Below are 18,387 nucleotides of genomic sequence, written 5' to 3' on the forward strand. Positions count from 1 at the left end.
TCAGAAGGGCCAGACCCCCTTCAGCGCGTCCTTCCAGTCGAGATCGACCTCGTCCTTCCACGAGTCCTTCGGCACACAGACCGGCCCACCGATCCAACTCTCCACCCACGAACCGAGGTTCACGGTCCAGCAGGTCGGCTTGGGCTCGGGCTTGGGTTCCGGCTTGGGCTCCGGCTTCGGCTCGGGCTTCGGTTCCGGCTTGGGCTCAGGTTTCGGCTCGGGCTTCGGCTCGGGCTTCGGTTCCGGCTTGGGCTCGGGCTTGGGCTCGGGCTTCGGCTCGGGCTTGGGCTCAGGCTTGGGCTCAGGCTTCGGTTCCGGCTTGGGCTCGGGCTTGGGCTCGGGCTTCGGTTCCGGCTTGGGCTCAGGCTTGGGCTCGGGCTCGGGCTTGGGCTCAGGCTTCGGCTCGGGCTTCGGCTCGGGCTTGGGCTCAGGCTTCGGTTCCGGCTTGGGCTCAGGCTTGGGCTCGGGCTTCGGCTCGGGTTTCGGCTCTGGGATCGTCGGGTCGACCGGGTCCGTGGGATCCGTCGGGTCCACCGGGTCGGTCGGATCCGTCGGGTCCACCGGGTCCGTCGGCTCGGTCGGGATTTCCGGTTCGGTTCCGTACAGCATCTGGCGGAAGACGAGCGAGGACTGCGGATTGTCGTCGCACTGCCAGACGCCGTGCGGACAGTAATCGGTGATCGTGTGGTACAGCGGTTTGTGCAGCGTCATCCATTCCAACATGCGCCGCATGTACGTGGGGTTGTCACCGTTCCGGAAGAGGCCCCATTCGGGATAGGAGATCTGCTTTCCGTGCTCGGCGGCGAAATCCACCTGCTTCTGGAGCCCGTAGGGCTCGCTGACGTGCTGGTCGAAACTCATTCCCGGGGGCTGGTCGTACGAGTCCATGCCGATGATGTCGACGACGTCGTCACCCGGGTAGCACTCGGTCCACGGGATGGCGTCGCGGCCGCGGCTCGGGTTGAAGTCGAAGCGGAACTTCTGGCCGGGCACGGACCGCATCGCGGCGACGATCCGGTTCCAGTACTTCTTCCAGGCGGTGGGGTCGGGGGCGCACCGGTGGGTGTAGGTGGTGCCGTTCATCTCCCAGCCGAGGACGACGACGGTGTCTGCGGTGTTCAGTCGGACGAGCCGCTCGGCGAGGGTCTTGAAGTGGTGGTCGTAGTAGCCGGCGGCGCCGAGCTGGAGCTGGCGGCGGACCTCGTGGTCGGAGACGCCGGCCTCGTTCCGTTCCAGCATGGGCACGTTGAGGACGAAGAGGCGGTCGGCCTTCTCGTTGCGCCAGTCGGCCCAGGCGTCGAGGAAGCCGGGGGGTCCCTCGATGCTGCGCCACTGCTCGCCGGGCAGGTAGGTGTGGCCGACGCGGAGCTCGTGGCCTCCGAGCCACCGCTCCAGCTCCCCGATGCGGGCGACCCCGAGCGCGCCCGAGTCGAGGAAGGCTCCCATGGCGCCGGCGAGTGTCGGTGCGGGGTCCTTCGCCGTGACGGAGTCGGTGGCGTGGGCGGGGGACGAGAGGACTACTGAGCCCGTGGCGAGGAGACCGGCGGTGAACACCCCCAGCCACGTTCTCGATGTTCTCCGGTACGCAGCTCCCATGGCCGCTCCTTAGCGTCGTTCACTTTTTGATGATCCGTCAATCCGATGCTCCGAAAGTATTCCTAATGAGCCGACCGTGAACTCGGCTTCCCTCTGATCAGTAGTCCATTAGAGGATTTCATCGCCCAGTTGGGGCACCCGAGAAGAAGGGCATGCCGTGCTGCGCCAGAGTTTCGACACCCGCGTCCCCGCCGTCCTGGTGCGGCTCGACCGGAACCCCTTTCATCACGGCACCCTCGGCGCCACGCGCTCGCTGGGACGGGCGGGAATTCCGGTCCACGCCGTCGTCGAATCGAGCACCAGTCCGGTCACCCGCTCCCGCTATCTCCGTTCGGCCCTCGCACGCCCCGCGGCGACCTCCGCCGCCGAGCTGGCGGGACTGCTGGAGCGGATGGCCGGCGAGATCACCGACGGGCCGTCACATGCCGTGCTGCCCGTGCCGCTGGACGACGTCAGCGCCCTCGCGCTGGCCCGCCACCGTGACGAACTCGGCCCGCGCTTCCTGCTGCCCGAGCAGACCGAGCAGCAGCTGCTCCGGGTCGCGGACAAGGGGGCGCTCGCCGAGACCTGCGCGGCGCTCGGCCTGCCGCATCCTCGGACCGAACTGCCCGCCGGCGCCGACGAGGCCGCCGCCATGGCGTGGTCGCTCGGCCTGCCGGTGATCGCCAAGTGGAGCCGGCCGTGGCTGCTGCCGGCCGGCGGCGGGCTGCGCAGCACGACGATCGTCCGGTCGCTGGCGGAGGTACGGGAGCTGTACGCCCGCACCCCGGAGGCCGGCAGCCGGCTGCTGCTCCAGGAACTCCTTCCGGCGGGCCGGGACCTGGACTGGTTCTTCCACGGGTACGTGGACTCCGTGGGCCGCTGCACGACCGGGTCGTCGGGCCGCAAGGAGCGGTCCTGGCCGGACGGGGCGGGACTCACCGCCGTGGGCCGCTGGACCGTGAACCCGGCCGTCGAGCGGACCGCCCGCGAGCTGCTCGACGCTCTCGGCTACCGGGGCGTGTGCGATCTGGACTTCCGCCTCGACCGGGCGACCGGCGCGTACCACCTGCTCGACTTCAACCCCCGGCCCGGCGCCCAGTTCCGGCTGTTCACCGACCCGGACGGCCTGGACGTGGTCCGGGCGCTCCACCTCGACCTCACCGGGCGCCCGGTGCCGCCGCACTCCCCCGCGTACGGCCGCCGGTTCCTGGTCGAGAACTACACGGCGCTCTCGCTCCTGGCCTCGCCGCGCCGCCGGTACGCGGCCGAGCCGGGGGCCGCGCGGCAGCGGACCGAGTTCGCGTGGTGGGTGGCGGACGACCCGGGTCCCGCGCTCGCCATGGGCCGCGCCTGGGGCACCCACCTGCTGCGCAGGGTGCTGACCGCGCTCCGCGGACTGTTCGGGGCGAGACGTACGCCTCCGCCGGGCACCCCGTCGGCGCCGGGGGCCCGCACCTCCTCCCACCAGCTCACCCCACGATGAAGGCGGAAGGCACGATGTCGAAGTCGTCGAAGCCGATGTACGACCTGGTGGTCGTCGGGGCCGGACCCTACGGACTGTCCGTGGCCGCGCACGCGGCGGCCCGCGGACTGCACCTCCGGACCTTCGGCCGCTCGATGGCGTCCTGGCACGCCATGCCCTCGGGCATGTTCCTGAAGTCGGAGCCGTGGGCCTCCCACCTCTCCGACCCGGAGGGGGCGTACGGACTCGACGCCTACGCGGCGGCCAGGGGCGTCCGCGCCGCCCACGGCGTGCCGCTGCCGGTCGACTTCTTCGCCGCGTACGGCGACTGGTTCGCCCGGCGGGCCGTGCCGGCGCTCGACGAGCGCCTGATCGCGTCGGTGGCCCCGGGTGCCGGGGGCTTCGAGCTGCGGACCGCGGACGGCGAGGCCCTCCGCGCCCGGACGGTGGCGCTCGCCGTCGGCGTCCTGCCGTTCATGGAGATCCCGGGCCCGCTGCGCGGACTCCCCCGGCGGTACGTCACCCATTCGAGCCACCACGGCGAACTGGACGGCTTCGCCGGCCTGGACGTCACGGTCGTCGGGGCCGGCCAGGCCGCTCTGGAGACCGCCGCGCTCCTCACCGAGCAGGGCGCCGCCACCGTGCGGATCGTCGCCCGCGCGGACCGGCTGCACTGGAACACCCTGCCCCCGGCCCTCGACCGCGGCCTCTGGCCCGCGCTGCGCGCCCCGCACACGGGCCTGGGCTGCGGCTGGAAGAACAAGCTGTACGCGGACACCCCGGGCGTCTTCCGGCGCCTGCCGGCCGCCACCCGCGAGCGGATCTTCGACTCGGCGCTCGGCCCGGCGGGCGCCTGGTGGCTCCGCGAGCGGTTCGCGGCGATCGGGAACGTACGCCTCGGGCAGCGGATCACCTCCGCCTCGGTGACCGGCGCCGGGCGGCTGCGGATCGACGTCGCCGGGCCCGAGGGGACGACGGTCCTGGAGACCGACCACGTCATCGCGGCCACCGGCTTCACCCCGAGCCTGGACCGGGCCGGCGTGCTCTCCCCCGCGCTGCGTGGCGCCCTGCGCACGGTCGGCGCGGGCGGCGCGCCGGAGGTCGGCGGCCTCTTCGAGTCGTCGTGGCCCGGCCTCTTCCTCGCCGGACTGCTCACCGCCCCTTCGTACGGCCCGTCGATGCGGTTCGTCCTCGGCGCCGAGTACACGGCGGGACGCCTGGTGAAGGGCGTACGGCAGCGGCTGCGGGCGGGGGGCCCGGGCGGGGCGGTGGGCCGGCCGCGTACGGGCGGGAAGGCACCGGTCACGGCATGACCGGGGGCCGGGCCCGGAGAGCGTCCACTCTCCGGGCCCGGCCCCCGTGGTGCCCTGGGATCAGGCGTTGACGCAGGTGTTGCCGACGGCCGGGTTCAGCAGGCCGATGACGTTCACGCTGTTGCCGCAGACGTTGATCGGCACGTGGATCGGGACCTGGACGACGTTGCCGGACAGGACGCCCGGCGAACCGATCGCCGCACCGTGCGCGTCCGCGTCCGCGAAGGCCGGCGACGCGGCACCCATGGCCATGACGATTCCGGCGATGACGGCCGCAGCCTTCTTGCAGTTCATTTCGTCTGGATCCTTTCTTCGGCGGAATACATTTCCGCAGCACACAAGACAACGAACTCGCCTCGAAAAGGAAACCGAAACGGCGGGGGAGTTTCCTCTTTCACCCCATTGCCCGCACGGAACAGGGCCGGAGGGGAACGTCACCGTCCCCTCCGGCCCTGTCGCGCGGGCTCTGCGGATCAGCCGTTGTAGGCACCGTTGCCGGAGAGGACCGGGATGTCCTCGACGATGTGCGAGAGCGGCTCGTCACCCTTGGCCTGGGTGGAGTTCTCGGTGCACTGCTGGTTCTGCGGGGAGGACAGGACGTTGATGTCCTGGACCGCGACCGGGACGAGGACGCCGACGACCGAGCCGACGTTGCCCTTGACCGGGGCGCCCAGGCAGAGCTTGTTCAGCGAGCCCTGAACGGCCGAGAACTGCGGGCTCATGTCACCGGTCGTCTTCGAGTTGCCGAAGGACTGGTGCGCGCCGTTGCCGCTCAGCGAGGTCGTGCCGCCGTCGTCGGCGATGGCGAGCGCCGGGGAGGCCGCCGCAGCAGAAGCGCCGACAACAGAGGCCGTAACAGCCGCAGCCGCCATAATCTTCTTGATCACGGTGATTCCGTTCCTGTTCCCACCAATCGACCTGATTGATGCGACGGGATCAACTGCGCGCGACGGCTTTGGTTCCGGCACTTCACCCGTTCGACTGGGCCCGCGTTGCGCGCTGCCACGTGCGCTCCCCCAAGGGAGTGACACCGCGGAACCCTTGCGTCCGGGGGCAGTTGATCAGGCAGCTCCCTGCACGGAGCCGGTTCTAGAAGGGAACTCCCGTGATCAAGAAGGTTATGGCCACCGCGGCCGCAGCCGTCTCCATCGTCGGCGCCACCGCCGCCGTGGCCTCCCCTGCGCTCGCCATCTCCAACGACGGCGGCACCACGTCGCTCTCGGGCAACGGCGCGCACCAGGAGTACGGCAACTCCGCCACCTACGGCAACATGAGCCCCCAGTTCGCGCTGGTCCAGGGCTCCCTGAACAAGCCGTGCGTGGGCCTCCCGGCCAAGGTCAACGCCGGTTCGCTGATCGGTGCCATCCCGATCGCCGTCCAGGACATCAACGTCCTGTCCTCCCCGCAGAACCAGCAGTGCACCGAGAACTCCACCCAGGCCAAGGGTGACGAGGCGCTCTCGCACATCCTGGACGACATCCCGGTCCTGTCGGGCAACGGCGTCGGCAACAACTGACGTTCCGCGCTTCGCGCGTCGACGTTCACACGTCAGGGGCCGCCCTCCGGGGCGGCCCCTTTCGCGTTGTCACCAGGTCGGCCAGACCGGCGCGGCCATCAGGCGCTCCCACTCGCGGTCCGGCATGCCCGGGACCGTGCGCCCCGCCTGCGTCCACTGGGCCACCAGGGCGGAATACACCGGGAATGGCGTGCGGTCGGGAGGGGTCGGTTCACTCACATATCGGCTCTTCGGAATGAAGGCCATCCGTTCCCATTTTCCGGGATCCGGCGCCATCTTCGCTCCTTCCGCTGCGATTCCCGCATCATTCCACAGGCGCCGCAGGAGAGTGATTCGCCCTGTTCATGTCGCGTCGCGTACCTGTGTGCGAGCGGGGTCGAAATAGCGTGCGGACATGAAATTCCCGCGTCCCCGGGGGCTGCGCCGTGCGCTGCTCGCCTCGGCGGCTTTCACGGCTCTCGCCGCTCTCGCGCCCGGTGCCCTCGCCGTCGTCCCGTCCGACCTTCCCTCCCCCGAGCAGGGGCTGAACCTCCTGGTCGTCGGCGTCGACAGCCGCAAGGGCGTCACCGAGCAGGAGAAGGAACGCTTCCGCCTGGGCGGGCAGGAGTGCGACTGCACGGACGTGATCATGCTGGTGCACGTGTCGGCGGCGAACGACCGGGTCAGCGTCGTGAGCCTGCCGCGCGACTCGCTCACCACCTTCCCCGACCAGCACCGCGACCGGCGTACCGGAAAGCTGCACGCCGCACACCCCGCGAAGATCAACAACGCCTGGGCGGAGGGCGGCCCGGCCTTCACGGTGGAGACCGTCGAGTCGATCACCGGGCTCCCCGTCCACCGCTACCTGGAGATCGACTTCCGGCGCTTCATGGACACCGTCGACCGCGTCGACGGCGGAGTGCCCGTCTGTACGGTCGAGCCGCTCAAGGACTCGGTCACCGGCATCGACCTGAAGCCCGGCACCACGCGGGTCGCCGGCGGCGAGGCGCTCCAGTACGTGCGGTCTCGGCGGGCCGACGGGCAGATGGACTTCGGGCGCATCCGGAAGCAGCAGAAGTTCGTGGTGAACACCCTGGAGCGGCTCCGGGAGGGCGTCCTGGACGACCCGGCGGCGCTGGAGGTGTTCGCCGCGACGCTGCGCGGCACCGCCGCCGTCGAGCGGGGCGTCTCGACGGCGGAGCTGCTGACGCTCGCCACCCGCCTGAAGGACCTGCCTCCGGACCGGACGGAGTTCTCGACCGTGCCCGTGCGGGGATTCAACCCGGACATCGCCGGAGTCGGGTCGACGCTCGCGTGGGACGAGGAAGGGGCCGCGGAGGTCTTCGGGCGGCTGCGCGAGGACCGGCCGCTGCCCGCGGCCGGGGCCGTGGCGCCGAGCGAGATCCCGGTGGCCACGTACCGGCCCGCGCCGGGGTCTTCGCTCATCTGCCCGTAGTCCGTCCGGTGGACTTCCCGGAACCTCCGGGCCTCTGACCAGTTGATCAGCGCGGCTCGGCACTCATCGATCGAGCCAGTATCCGAAAGGCCTCCACAATGAAGAAGCTCTTGGCGACGGCTGCCGTGGCAGCGTCCGTTCTCGGCGCGACGGCGGCGGGTGCCGGTCAGGCGCTGGCGATCGCCGACGACGGCGGCACCACCTCGCTGTCGGGCAACGGTGCCCACCAGGAGTTCGGCAACTCCAGCACCCACGGCGACATGAGCCCCCAGTTCGCGCTGGTCCAGGGCTCCCTGAACAAGCCGTGCGTGGGCCTGCCGGCCAAGGTCAACGCCGGTTCGCTCGTCGGTCTGATCCCGATCGCGGTCCAGGACGTCAACGTCCTGTCCTCCCCGCAGAACCAGCAGTGCACCGAGAACTCCACCCAGGCCAAGGGTGACGAGCCGCTGTCGCACATCCTCAGCGACATCCCCGTGCTGTCCGGCAACGGCGCCGGCAACAGCTGAGCGACGCCGCTCGGCGACGGTGCGGCCCCGCCGCCCCTCCTCGGAGGGGTGGCGGGGCCGTCCCCGTTCCGCGCCGGGGTCAGAGCGCGCGGCGCAGCTCGGCCGGGTCGGTGACCGGGGCGTCGCAGGTGAAGTGACGGCAGACGTACGCGGCCGGTCGTCCGCCCACCAGCGGACGGTCCTTCAGGAGCGGGAACTCCTCGCTGTCGGGGGTGCCGGTGGCGACGACCACGCCGGGGGCGGTGGCCAGGAGCGCGGTACGGCGCAGCTCCTGGAAGGCGTCGTCGCCGGGGGCGCCCACGACCGCGATCTCGCGGGGCCCGTCGAGGAGGGCCTCGGCGACGGCGAGTCCCCAGCCGATGAAGCGGGGCGCGCGCGGGCCGAGGGCCTTGACGACGCCGAGCGCTCCTTCGGCGGCGGCGCGGTGGGCCTCGGATCCGGTGTGCGCCGCGTAGGAGAGCAGTGCTCCGGCGGCGGCGGTCCAGCCGGACGGGGTGGCGTTGTCGGTGGGGTCCTGGGGGCGCCGGATGAGGGCCTCGGCGTCGTGGGCCGTGTCGTACAGCGCACCGCCCTCGGCGACGAAGCGGTCGAGGACGATGTCCAGGAGGAAGCCGGCGAACTCCAGCCAGGCGCCTTCGCCGGTGACGGCGGCGAGGGCGAGGAACCCCTCGGCGACGTCGGCGTAGTCCTCGAGGACTCCGGCGTTGGCGCCGGCGCGGCCGTCCTTCGAGGTGCGGCTGAGCCGGGCCTGCTCGTCCATGTGGACCCGGACGAGCAGGTCGGCGGCCTCGGTGGCGCGCTCGACGAGGTCGGGCCGGTCGAAGAGGGCGCCGGTCTCGGCGAGGGCGGCGATGGCGAGGCCGTTCCAGGCGGCGACGACCTTGTCGTCGCGGCCGGGGCGGGCGCGCTCCTCGCGGGCGGCGAGGAGCCGGGCCGCGATCGACGCGATCCGTTCGGCGTCGGCCGGACCCGCCTGCTGGGGGAGCTGGAGGACGGAGCTGCCGTGTTCGAAGGTGCCGTCCTCGGTGACGCCGTAGTGGGCGGCGGCGAGGGCGGCGTCGTCCGCGCCGAGGACCTCGGCGAGCTGCCCGGGGGTCCACACGTAGAAGGCGCCCTCGACGTGCCTGCCGGTGCCGTCCTCGGAGTCGGCGTCGAGGGCGGAGGCGAAGCCGCCCTCGGGGGTGCGGAGTTCGCGGACGAGGAAGTCGGCGGTCTCCAGGGCGACCCGGCGGGCCAGGTCGCTGCCGGTGGCCTTCCACAGGTGGGCGTAGGCGCGGCAGAGCAGGGCGTTGTCGTACAGCATCTTCTCGAAGTGAGGGACGACCCAGGCGCGGTCGACGGCGTAGCGGGCGAAGCCGCCGCCGAGCTGGTCGTAGATGCCGCCGCGGGCCATCGCCTCGCAGGTGTCGGCGGCCATCTGGAGGGCGCCCTCGGAGCCCGTACGGGCGTGGTGGCGGAGCAGGAACTCCAGGGCCATCGACGGCGGGAACTTGGGGGCGCCGCCGAAGCCGCCGCGGGTGGCGTCGTACTCGCGGGTGAGGCCGAGGAGTGCCTGGGCGAGCTCCTCCTCGCCGGGGACGCCGTCGCCGCCGTAGGCGAGGGAGCGGCCGGCGAGGTCCTTGACGATCCGGTCGGCGACCTCGCCGACCTCCTCGCGGCGGCCGGTCCAGGCGTCCCGGACGCCTTCGAGGACCTCGGGGAAGGAGGGCATGCCGTGGCGGGGCTCGGGCGGGAAGTACGTACCGAAGTAGAAGGGGGCGGCGTCGGGGGTGAGGAAGACGGTCATCGGCCAGCCGCCCTGGCCGGTGGCGGCCTGGACGGCCTCCATGTAGACGGCGTCGACGTCGGGGCGTTCCTCGCGGTCGACCTTGACGGCGACGAAGTGCTCGTTGACCAGGGCGGCGGTGGCGTCGTCCTCGAAGGACTCGTGCGCCATGACGTGACACCAGTGGCAGGAGCTGTACCCGACGCTGAGCAGGACGGGGACGTCGCGGCGACGGGCCTCTTCGAAGGCCTCGGCCGACCACGGCCACCAGTCGACCGGGTTGTCGGCGTGCTGCAGGAGGTAGGGGGAGGTCTCATGGGCCAGTCGGTTCGGCATGGGCCCATCCTGCCGCAGCCGTCTCCTCCTTTCTCCGCTCTCTCGCGCCGACGCGCGCCGCGCAGGACACTGGGCCCGGACGACTCGGGGCCGGGTTCACCGGCGCGCGCGGAGGGGGACGCACATGCGGGAGAGTCATCGGGCCGTGGTCGAACGGCTGTTGGAGCGGCTCGTCGCGGAGGAGGTACGCGGCTCCGGCGGGCGGGCCCTGCCCGCCGAGGTGCTGCTCGCGCGGGGCCGGGCGGCGCTGGAGTCGATGGCGGCGAGCGCGGAGGCGGAGTACACGGCCTTCCTGGCGGCCCTGGAGGCCTCGGAGGTGCCGGCGGGGAAGCCGGGTGTCGGGCGGCCGCGGTGGGCGGATCGTTTCACCGGGCCCGCGGTGGGCGCTCCGGCACTGGTCGCCGGGGTCGCGGCGGCCGCGGCCGTCGGCGCGGACCTGGCGCTCGGCACGGCGACGGGGACGGCGTTCGGCGCGGGCGCCGTGGTGGCGGTGGCCGGCGCGGCGGCGACCGTGCTGAGGGTGACGGCGGGGCCCCGGCCGGTCGCCGCCGGTGGATTCTCCGCCGCTGCCGACGGGTTGAGGGCGGAGTGGCTGACCGCGCTGGAGGCGCGGGCCGTGCGGCCGTTCCTGGAGCGGCAGCGGGCGGCAGCGCCGCCGGACGTCGCGGTGGCGGTGCCGCGGCAGGTGCGGGGCGACCGGCTGCGGGGGGCCGACCGGAGTGCGGCCGCCCGGCAGCGTGCCGTCCTGGAGCGTTCGTTCGGTCATCTGCCGGACCCGGGCGGGGTGTTCGCGGGGCGGCGGGAGGAGCTGGCCCGGATCACGCGGTGGGTGCAGACGGGGCGGGCGTCGGCGGCGACCCGGCCGACGGTGGTGCTGTTGCACGGCGAGCCGGGGTCGGGGCGGACGGCGCTCGCGGTGCGGGCGGCGCACGCGCTGCGGGACCAGTTCCGCGGGGCGTGCGTGGTGGACCTGCGGGGCGCCGCGACCGGCGAGCGGCCGGTGTCGACCCGTGAGGCGCTGCTGCACCTGCTGAACCGGCTGGGCGCGCCGCGCGACCGGCTGCTGTTCCGGGAGGGCTCGACGGCCGACCAACAGGTGGCGCGGCTCGCGGAGTTGTACCAGCGGCAGCTGACCGGGGTGCCGGTGACGGTGATCCTGGACGACGCCGTGGACGCGGCCCAGGTGCGGGCCCTGCTGCCGGAGCGCTCCGACAGCCTGGTCCTGGTGACCTGCCGGGAGCCGCTGGACCTGGGCCCCGACGTCCCGGCCGACGTGCACGTCCTGCCGGTGGCGGCGCTGGACGCGGGCGGGGCGGAGGAGCTGCTGCGGGCGGCGGCGGGGGCGCCCGACCCCGGGCCGTACGACGCGGCCGCCGCCGAGCGGATCCGGGAGCTGTGCGGCGGGCTTCCGCTGGCCCTGCGGGTGGCGGGCTCCCAGCTCGGGCGGCGCCCGATGGACGAGCTCGCGGAGCTGCTCGCGCGTCCGGGGTGGGAGCCCGATCCCGTCGGGCGCGCCCTGTCCGCGCGGTACCACGCCGGTCTCGACGACGACGCGCGGCGGCTGCTCAGGCGGCTCGCGCTGGCCGGGCGGGCGTCCCTGGGAGCGGCCGCGGCGGGGGCGCTGCTCGGCGCGGACGGCCCGGAGGGGGCGCGGCTGCTGCGGGAGCTGGCCGACGCGGGGCTGCTCGACCACGTGCGGGGCGAGCGGTACCGGCTGCACGACGCGGTGCGCGCTTTCGCGGCGGTGCGGCTCCTGGACGAGGAGGACGCGGCGGAGGTCGCGGCGGCGCAGGAGCGACTGATCCGCAACTACGCGGAGCTGGCGGACGCGGTGATCCGGATGGTCGACGGCAAGATGTCGACGCGCGCCGACCGGTTCGACGGGCACGGTTTCGGGTCGCTCGAGGCGGCCCTGAGCTGGCTCGACGAGGAGACCAGTTTCATCACGGCGGCGCTGCGGCACGCGGAGGGCGTCGACCAGCAGACCGTCCTCGGGCTGCTGGGCGCGCTGTGCGACTACTGCCTGCTGCGCGGCGACCTCTACCGGCTCGGCGAGATCAACGAGCTGGCCGAGTCCGTCGGGCAGGGCCAGCTGTCCCGTTCGGTGCAGTGGCGGACCGGCATCGCGGCCCGGCAGCTCGGCGAGCTCGACAAGGCGCGGACAACGCTGACGTCCGTCGTCTCGCTCTACCAGGAGGCCCGGCAGGACCCGGGGGCGGCGCTCGCGCTCTGCTCGCTCGGCATCACCCTGCACCACCAGGGGCGGCTCGCGGAGGCGGCGGCGCGGCTGCGGGAGGCGCTCGTCCTCCAGGAGCCGGAGGCGCTCGCCGCCGACCGGGCGTGGACGCTGCACGCGCTCGCGGCCGTGGAGCGGGACCGGGGGAACCTGGCGGAGGCGGCGGGCCTGCTGGACCGGTCGCTCGCCCTGCACCGGGAGCACGAATCCCTGCACGGCGAGGCCTGGGCGCATTTCCAGCGGGGCCAGGTGCTGCTGCTGCGGGGTGACGTGGCGGGTGCCGAGGGCGAGCTGCGGGGCGCCCTCGACGACTACGGGCGCATCCATGACGGTCGCGGCGAGGCGTGGGCGCTGACCCAGCTCGCCCGGGCGCGGCTGGCGGCCGGGGACGCGGAGCCGGCGGTCGAGGAGCTGCGCGGGGCGCTCGCCCGGCACCGCGAGCAGGAGGACGCGCGGGGCGAGGCGTGGACGCTGTACCACCTGGGGCACGCCCTGGAGGAGCGCGGCGACCGTGACGAGGCGGTGCGGGAGCTGGGCCGGGCCCGGACGATGTTCTCCCGGATGCGGGACGTGTACGGCCTGGCCAGTGCCCGGCACCACTCGGGCCGGGTCACCCGGGACCAGCTCGCGGCCCGCACGGGCGGGCTGCGGAACTCGGGCTTCGCCCGGCAGCTCCTGGTGGACGCGCGGGCGGACTTCCACCGGATCGGGGTGGCCCACGGGGAGGCCTGGACGTGCCTGGAGCTGGCGATCATCGACGCGGGCAACGCGCGGGTGCCGCAGGCGCTGGGCCTGTGCGACGAGGCGCGGGCCCTGTTCGGCACGTACGGCGACCTGCGGGGCGCCGACTGGGCCCGCTTCCTGCGCTGCACCCTGCTCCCCCACGCGGCTCCGGGCGCTCCCGAGCCGGGGACGGCGTCGGCCCGCGAGGAGCTCGCCGCGCTGGTCGCCGACCGGCATCCGGCCCGTGATCCGCGGCTGGACGACTGCGCCGAGGCCTACGCCGTGGTGCTCGGCCGGGGTGTCCCCGCGTCGGCGCCCTGGCAGGCCTGGGACCTGGGCATGGTGCCGAACCGGCACGCCCGTGAGGTGCTGGGGGTGCCGGGGGCGTAGGGGGTGAGTTGCCGATCAGGCCGGCATGCTCGGCAGGACACGCCCTGAGGCGGTCCCGGCGAGCCCGGCCTGATCGGTGAGGGCACGCCGTGGGGAGGCCCGCACGGAGCCGCCCCCCGTCCCGTACCGGTCGGGTACGGGACGGGGGGCGGTGCGGTCACTTGGCGGAGGTGCCCGTCGGCGTGCCGGGGGTGGTCTCGCCGGCGGCCGGGTCGGGGGCCTCCTCGAAGGAGACCTTGCCCATGTGCCGGTTCATCGACTTCATCAGCATCCAGACCGCGAGGGCCAGGGCCGCGAAGACGACGAAGCCGAGGACGCCGGGGGTCACCTTGTTCTTGTCCAGCTCTTCGGCGGCGAAGGGGACAAGCTGGGTCAGTGCCAGGTGTGCGCTCATGTCAGGCATTGTCGCGGATGCCCGCGAAGAGATCTTCCTCGGGGAGGGAGGTCGGGACCAGCGCCTTGCTGAGCTCGTACTCCTCCGTGGGCCAGACCTCCTTCTGGATCTCCAGCGGGACCCGGAACCAGCCGCCGTCGGGGTCGATCTGGGTGCGGTGGGCGATGAGGGCCTTGTCGCGGGTCTCGAAGAAGTCGGCGCAGGGCACGAAGGTGGTCAGCGTGCGGGGCTTGCGCTCGAACTCCTTCATGCGGTCGATCCACTCCGCGTAGGGGGACTCGAGGCCGCGGCCGATGAGCGCCTCGTGGAGGGCGGTGGTGCGGGGGAGGTTGAAGCCCTGGTTGTAGTACAGCTTCAGCGGCTGCCAGAGCGGGCCGAACTCGTCCTCGGGGTACTTGTCGGCGTCGGCCGCACCGTCGAAGGCCACCATCGTGATCTTGTGGGTCATGATGTGGTCGGGGTGCGGGTAGCCGCCGTTCTCGTCGTAGGTCGTGACGACCTGCGGACGGAAGGAGCGGATCTTGCGGACCAGCTCGCCGGCGGCCGTGTCCACGTCCTCCAGGGCGAAGCAGCCCTCCGGGAGCGGGGGCAGCGGGTCGCCCTCGGGCAGGCCGGAGTCGACGAAGCCGAGCCATTCCTGGGAGACGCCGAGGATCGCGCGGGCCTCGTCCATCTCCTTGCGGCGGACCTCGTGGATGTTCTCCTCGATGTAGGGGTCGCCCTGAAGCTGGGGGTTCAGGACCGAGCCGCGCTCGCCGCCCGTGCACGTCACCACGATGACGTCCACCCCCTCGGACACGTACTTGGCCATCGTCGCCGCACCCTTGCTCGACTCGTCGTCGGGGTGGGCGTGGACGGCCATCAGTCGCAGCTGGTCAGTCAAGACTCGATCCTCAGTGATTCGACGCGGAGCCAGGTTCTCTATAGTGACGGAATCGGGGGAGTGAAAATTCCGCCACCCCCGGCTTCGAGAGGATCGATCATGAGCGCGGTGCGAGAGCAGCTGCCCGAGGGGCGCTACGGGCGCTCCGCGGACGAGCGGGCCGACCGCAAGCTCAGGATCGTCGGCGCCGTGCTCGGCGTCCTCTTCCTCGCGCTGATGGGCTGGTTCGGCTGGTACTACGTCGTCGACAACAAGATCAGCGCCGAGATGATCAAGTTCGACGTGGTGAGCGACACCGAGGTCCAGGTCCACCTGGAGGTCCGCAAGGACGAGGGCGTCAAGGGCGTCTGCACGCTGCGCTCCCGCGCCGAGGACGGGACCGAGGTGGCCCGCAAGGACGTTCGGATCGACGACCCCGCCACCCGGGTCGACACCGTCTTCTCGCTCCGCACCACCGCCCGCGCGACCAGTGCCGAGCTGATCGGGTGTACGGCGCCGTAGCGGTGGGTAGGGACCGGGTGACGAGTCCCGGCGGGTCACCACCGTGACCTGGGGTGACGCCATCCTTATGGTTTATGTCCTCCCGCTTTTCGCCACTCATTGTTAGGCTCGTGCTTTCGCCCACCCGGGACGCCATGCATTCCGTGTAGGGCGATGCTTTGTATTCCCAGTACCTACGAGGAGCACCCGTGACCCAGACCAGCGACAACGTCACCTGGCTCACCCAGGAGGCGTACAACAAGCTCAAGGACGAGCTTGAGTACCTGTCTGGTCCCGCGCGTACCGAGATCACGGTCAAGATCGCCGCGGCACGCGAAGAGGGCGACCTGCGCGAGAACGGCGGGTACCACGCGGCCAAGGAGGAGCAGGGCAAGCAGGAGCTCCGGATCCGTCAGCTCACCCAGCTGCTCCAGCACGCCAAGGTCGGCGAGGCCCCGGCGGACGACGGCATCGTCGAGCCCGGCATGGTCGTCACGATCGCCTTCGACGGCGACGAGAACGACACGATGACCTTCCTGCTCGCCTCCCGCGAGTACGCGAGCGGCGACATCGAGACCTACTCGCCGCAGTCGCCGCTCGGTGTCGGCGTCAACGGCAAGAAGGCCGGTGACGACGCGCAGTACGAGCTGCCGAACGGCAAGAAGGCCACGGTGAAGATCCTCAGCGCCAAGCCGTACAGCGGCTGATCCGCACGTCTTCCACGAAGGGCCGGCCCCCACCGGGGGCCGGCCCTTCGTGCTGCATGCACATGCAATGATGCGGCCTGACGTCGCGTCACACACGTCACGTCACACGTCTGCAGGGGGGATGGACGAGGTGCTGGGACCGCTGCGCGAGGGCGCGCCACGACAGATCGGACCGTACGAGGTGCTCGCCCGGCTCGGCGCCGGCGGGATGGGCGAGGTGTTCCTCGGGCGGGCCGCCGAACCGACGGAAACCGAGGTCGGGGCCGGGGCCGGGGCGGGGGTCGGGGCCGGGACCGGGGCCGAAGCGGCGGAGACGGGGGGCGGGGCCGGGCCCGGCGTCGAGTCGGGGGCCGGGGCCTCCGCCGTCGGCCGGCCGGTGACCGGCACCTTCGTCGCCGTGAAGACCGTCCGGCGCGACGTGGCCGGGGACCCGGCCTTCCGGGACCGCTTCCGGCGCGAGATCAGGGTCGCGGGGCTCGTCGACAGCCGGTACGCGGCCGCGCCCGTCGGCGGCGACGCCGACGCCGAGGTGCCCTGGCTGGCCACCGCGTACGTGCCCGGGCCCAGCCTCTCCCAGGCCGTGCGGCGCGGCGGCGCGCTGCCCGTCGCCACCGTGCGGGCGCTCGGCGCGGACGTCGCCCGGGCCCTGGCCGACCTGCACCGGGCCGGGGTCCTGCACCGGGACCTCAAGCCGGGCAACGTCATGCTCTCCGTCGACGGCCCCCGCCTCATCGACTTCGGCATCGCCCGCAGCAACACCGCCACCACCATGACCGCGACCGGCCTGATGGTCGGCACGCCCTCCTTCATGTCCCCCGAGCACGTGGCCGGGGCCCGGCACGTCACCGCCGCGTCCGACGTCTTCTGCCTCGGCTCGCTCCTCTGCTACGCGGCGACCGGCGAGGACCCCTTCGGCGACGGGCCGCTGGCCGCCGTCCTCTACCGCGTCTCGCAGGCCGAGGCCGACCTGAGCCGGGTGCCGGACGAGCTGCGCGGGACCGTCGCCGCCTGCCTGGCCCTCGACCCGGAGGCCCGGCCGACACCGCAGCGGCTCGTGGAGCGGCTCGCGCCCGGCGCCGCGGCGAAGGTCTTCCCGTGGCCGGAGGGCGTACACGACCACATCGGCGCGTACGGGCGGGAGCTCGCCCAGCTGGTGGCCTCGGGCGGGCCGCTCCTGGAGGCGGCGCCCGCGTCCGGGCCCGTCGTCACCCCGGCCGTGCCCGGCCTGCACTCCGTACCGACCCAGGCGCCGGTCGCCCGGCCCGCCGCACCCCCGCGCCGGCGCCGGGGACGGGTCGTCGCCGCCGTGCTCGCCCTCGCCGTCGTGGCCGGAGGCGTCGGCACGTACCTGCTGTGGCCGGAACCGGGGAAGCCGCAGGCCCCCGCCAAGGCCGCACCGCCCGCCGGGCCCCGCGTCCCCGGCGTCGACGACCGGGGCCTCGCCGACGCCTCCGGGGTCGTCCCGCAGAACGCCGCCCAGCGGCCGGTCGGCTGGAAGTCCTGGCACACCCAGCTGACCGCCCCGGCCTTCGGCTGCTCGGCCGGCGACAAGGTGCTGGTCTGCCGGACGACGGACGGGCGGTACGAGGCGCTGGACCCGGCGAGCGGGAAGAAGCTGTGGGACGTCGCGCGGCCCAAGGACACGCCGGGCGAGACGTACGTCAGCCCCACCGGATACCCCTTCACGGGCGGGAGCGCCACGCGCCCCACGGTCCACGACGGGACGGTCGTCCTCGTCGCGGGCGCGTCGCTCCAGGCCCGTGACGCCCGCACGGGAGCGGTGCGCTGGGACAAACCGGCCATGGGGCCGCAGGGCTTCTGGGACACGCGGCCCGTCGTCGCCGACGGCATGGTCTTCGCCGCCACGGAGGTGACGCAGGACGTGAACTCCACCCGCTCCGCGCTGACGGCGTTCTCCCTGGCCGACGGGCGGGAACTCTGGTCGAAGGAACTCACCAACGAGGTGATCTCCTCCGCCGAGCGCCAGTCGTACGAACCGGTCGCCTACGCCCGGGGCGTCGTCTACGCCCTCAGCCAGGGCGGGCTCGTGGCGTACGACGGGAAGCGGGGCACCCTGCTCGGCCAGGTCGACCAGGACGCCAAGGCCTGCCACGAGCTCAAGGTGTCGGGCACGTCGGCGTACTGCGCCGAGGCCGGATACGGCACCGACTCCGGCACGGACGTGCACCTGCTCGACGCCCGCACCCTCGCCACGAAGGCGTCGCTGCCCGGTCAGCTCGCCAAGGCCGCGCCCACGGCGGTCGGCCCGCACACCGTCGTGACCTGGGGCAAGGGCCTGCGGGTGCTCGACCCGCGCACCGGCGAGACGCTCGCCTCCTTCCCGCTCAAGGCGGCCCCCGCAGGCCTGGCCCAGAGCTGGTCCACGCCGCTGCTCGCGGGCGACCGGGTCGTCTACGCCGACTACTCGTCGCTGTACACCGTGCGGATCGGCGCCGACGGCAAGCCCGGCGCGATCCAGGCCACGCCGGTGCCGGGGGCGCCGGGGCCGCGGGCCGAGGAGGACGGCTACGACCCGAACTGGGGCGAGTTCCTCCACAAGCAGATCAGGCGGCCGGAGGTGCTGCCCGTCGGCGGGATCGCGTACGTCGTCTTCGACAAGGGCGTCGTCGCCGCCGTCGAACTCCCCGGCGAGAAGGAGTAGT

The 18,387-nt window shown here is 73.0% G+C and carries 16 protein-coding genes; 9 read left to right on the forward strand and 7 right to left on the reverse strand.

What is annotated here, in order from left to right:
• Nucleotides 1–1,596 carry a glycoside hydrolase family 26 protein gene (locus MRBLMG1_RS06015; RefSeq protein WP_414721495.1) on the reverse strand — a complete coding sequence of 532 codons (1,596 nt, stop codon included), beginning with the start codon at nucleotides 1,594–1,596 and terminating at the stop codon, nucleotides 1–3.
• Between the two features lie 157 nt (nucleotides 1,597–1,753).
• Between MRBLMG1_RS06015 and MRBLMG1_RS06020 the strand changes: the two genes are divergently transcribed.
• Nucleotides 1,754–3,061, forward strand: coding sequence for an ATP-grasp domain-containing protein (locus tag MRBLMG1_RS06020; protein WP_367821456.1), 1,308 nt, complete (start codon nucleotides 1,754–1,756; stop codon nucleotides 3,059–3,061).
• Between the two features lie 35 nt (nucleotides 3,062–3,096).
• The gene (locus tag MRBLMG1_RS06025) at nucleotides 3,097–4,353 is read left to right on the forward strand and encodes an FAD-dependent oxidoreductase (RefSeq protein ID WP_367821624.1); all 1,257 of its coding nucleotides are present in this window, start codon (nucleotides 3,097–3,099) and stop codon (nucleotides 4,351–4,353) included.
• A 60-nt stretch (nucleotides 4,354–4,413) separates the two neighbouring features.
• Here the strand turns inward: MRBLMG1_RS06025 and MRBLMG1_RS06030 are convergent, their stop codons facing one another.
• The gene (locus MRBLMG1_RS06030; protein WP_367821458.1) at nucleotides 4,414–4,647 is read right to left on the reverse strand and encodes a chaplin; all 234 of its coding nucleotides are present in this window, start codon (nucleotides 4,645–4,647) and stop codon (nucleotides 4,414–4,416) included.
• A 179-nt stretch (nucleotides 4,648–4,826) separates the two neighbouring features.
• Nucleotides 4,827–5,240, reverse strand: a complete 414-nt coding sequence (locus MRBLMG1_RS06035) for a rodlin (protein WP_367821460.1) — start codon at nucleotides 5,238–5,240, stop codon at nucleotides 4,827–4,829.
• A 218-nt stretch (nucleotides 5,241–5,458) separates the two neighbouring features.
• Between MRBLMG1_RS06035 and MRBLMG1_RS06040 the strand changes: the two genes are divergently transcribed.
• The gene (locus MRBLMG1_RS06040; protein WP_367821462.1) at nucleotides 5,459–5,869 is read left to right on the forward strand and encodes a rodlin; all 411 of its coding nucleotides are present in this window, start codon (nucleotides 5,459–5,461) and stop codon (nucleotides 5,867–5,869) included.
• 69 nt (nucleotides 5,870–5,938) lie between these two features.
• Here the strand turns inward: MRBLMG1_RS06040 and MRBLMG1_RS06045 are convergent, their stop codons facing one another.
• A complete protein-coding gene (locus tag MRBLMG1_RS06045; protein ID WP_367821464.1) occupies nucleotides 5,939–6,145 on the reverse strand; it encodes a hypothetical protein in 207 nt (68 codons plus the stop codon).
• Nucleotides 6,146–6,263: 118 nt separating this feature from the next.
• On the opposite strand from MRBLMG1_RS06045, the gene MRBLMG1_RS06050 reads away from it, so the two are divergent.
• Together MRBLMG1_RS06050 and MRBLMG1_RS06055 are read left to right on the forward strand one after the other, a co-directional pair.
• Nucleotides 6,264–7,304, forward strand: a complete 1,041-nt coding sequence (locus MRBLMG1_RS06050; protein ID WP_367821466.1) for an LCP family protein — start codon at nucleotides 6,264–6,266, stop codon at nucleotides 7,302–7,304.
• 98 nt (nucleotides 7,305–7,402) lie between these two features.
• Complete coding sequence (locus MRBLMG1_RS06055; RefSeq protein WP_367821469.1) at nucleotides 7,403–7,810, forward strand: rodlin; 408 nt, start codon at nucleotides 7,403–7,405, stop codon at nucleotides 7,808–7,810.
• Between the two features lie 79 nt (nucleotides 7,811–7,889).
• Here the strand turns inward: MRBLMG1_RS06055 and MRBLMG1_RS06060 are convergent, their stop codons facing one another.
• On the reverse strand, nucleotides 7,890–9,911 hold the full coding sequence (locus MRBLMG1_RS06060) for a thioredoxin domain-containing protein (protein WP_367821471.1): 2,022 nt from the start codon (nucleotides 9,909–9,911) through the stop codon (nucleotides 7,890–7,892).
• Nucleotides 9,912–10,035: 124 nt separating this feature from the next.
• Here MRBLMG1_RS06060 and MRBLMG1_RS06065 point away from each other — a divergent pair, with 124 nt between their 5' ends.
• On the forward strand, nucleotides 10,036–13,260 hold the full coding sequence (locus MRBLMG1_RS06065; protein WP_367821473.1) for a tetratricopeptide repeat protein: 3,225 nt from the start codon (nucleotides 10,036–10,038) through the stop codon (nucleotides 13,258–13,260).
• 157 nt (nucleotides 13,261–13,417) lie between these two features.
• Here the strand turns inward: MRBLMG1_RS06065 and MRBLMG1_RS06070 are convergent, their stop codons facing one another.
• Both MRBLMG1_RS06070 and mca read right to left on the reverse strand, forming a co-directional pair.
• The gene (locus tag MRBLMG1_RS06070; RefSeq protein WP_367821475.1) at nucleotides 13,418–13,663 is read right to left on the reverse strand and encodes a hypothetical protein; all 246 of its coding nucleotides are present in this window, start codon (nucleotides 13,661–13,663) and stop codon (nucleotides 13,418–13,420) included.
• The gene (mca, locus tag MRBLMG1_RS06075) at nucleotides 13,656–14,537 is read right to left on the reverse strand and encodes a mycothiol conjugate amidase Mca (RefSeq protein WP_367821477.1); all 882 of its coding nucleotides are present in this window, start codon (nucleotides 14,535–14,537) and stop codon (nucleotides 13,656–13,658) included. Before mca ends, MRBLMG1_RS06070 begins: the two co-directional genes overlap by 8 nt.
• A gap of 99 nt (nucleotides 14,538–14,636) precedes the next feature.
• Here mca and MRBLMG1_RS06080 point away from each other — a divergent pair, with 99 nt between their 5' ends.
• The 3 genes from MRBLMG1_RS06080 (at nucleotide 14,637) to MRBLMG1_RS06090 (ending at nucleotide 18,386) form a co-directional block, all read left to right on the forward strand.
• Nucleotides 14,637–15,038, forward strand: a complete 402-nt coding sequence (locus MRBLMG1_RS06080; RefSeq protein ID WP_367821479.1) for a DUF4307 domain-containing protein — start codon at nucleotides 14,637–14,639, stop codon at nucleotides 15,036–15,038.
• Nucleotides 15,039–15,226: 188 nt separating this feature from the next.
• Complete coding sequence (gene greA / locus MRBLMG1_RS06085) at nucleotides 15,227–15,724, forward strand: transcription elongation factor GreA (protein ID WP_367821481.1); 498 nt, start codon at nucleotides 15,227–15,229, stop codon at nucleotides 15,722–15,724.
• Between the two features lie 121 nt (nucleotides 15,725–15,845).
• Nucleotides 15,846–18,386 (forward strand): protein kinase domain-containing protein, encoded by a 2,541-nt coding sequence (locus MRBLMG1_RS06090; protein ID WP_367821483.1) that lies wholly within the window; start codon nucleotides 15,846–15,848, stop codon nucleotides 18,384–18,386.
• The last annotated feature ends 1 nt before the right edge of the window (nucleotide 18,387 follow it).

Origin of the sequence: Streptomyces sp. LMG1-1-1.1, assembly GCF_040815545.1 — a bacterium.
Lineage (GTDB): Bacteria > Actinomycetota > Actinomycetes > Streptomycetales > Streptomycetaceae > Streptomyces.

Coding starts and splice junctions, on each gene's coding strand:
- MRBLMG1_RS06015 (WP_414721495.1), bottom strand. CDS start 1,596: ATGGGAGCTGCGTACCGGAGAACATCGAGAACGTGGCTGGGGGTGTTC.
- MRBLMG1_RS06025 (WP_367821624.1), top strand. CDS start 3,097: ATGTACGACCTGGTGGTCGTCGGGGCCGGACCCTACGGACTGTCCGTG.
- MRBLMG1_RS06030 (WP_367821458.1), bottom strand. CDS start 4,647: ATGAACTGCAAGAAGGCTGCGGCCGTCATCGCCGGAATCGTCATGGCC.
- MRBLMG1_RS06045 (WP_367821464.1), bottom strand. CDS start 6,145: ATGGCGCCGGATCCCGGAAAATGGGAACGGATGGCCTTCATTCCGAAG.
- MRBLMG1_RS06050 (WP_367821466.1), top strand. CDS start 6,264: ATGAAATTCCCGCGTCCCCGGGGGCTGCGCCGTGCGCTGCTCGCCTCG.
- MRBLMG1_RS06055 (WP_367821469.1), top strand. CDS start 7,403: ATGAAGAAGCTCTTGGCGACGGCTGCCGTGGCAGCGTCCGTTCTCGGC.
- MRBLMG1_RS06060 (WP_367821471.1), bottom strand. CDS start 9,911: ATGCCGAACCGACTGGCCCATGAGACCTCCCCCTACCTCCTGCAGCAC.
- MRBLMG1_RS06065 (WP_367821473.1), top strand. CDS start 10,036: ATGCGGGAGAGTCATCGGGCCGTGGTCGAACGGCTGTTGGAGCGGCTC.
- MRBLMG1_RS06070 (WP_367821475.1), bottom strand. CDS start 13,663: ATGCCTGACATGAGCGCACACCTGGCACTGACCCAGCTTGTCCCCTTC.
- MRBLMG1_RS06080 (WP_367821479.1), top strand. CDS start 14,637: ATGAGCGCGGTGCGAGAGCAGCTGCCCGAGGGGCGCTACGGGCGCTCC.
- MRBLMG1_RS06090 (WP_367821483.1), top strand. CDS start 15,846: ATGGACGAGGTGCTGGGACCGCTGCGCGAGGGCGCGCCACGACAGATC.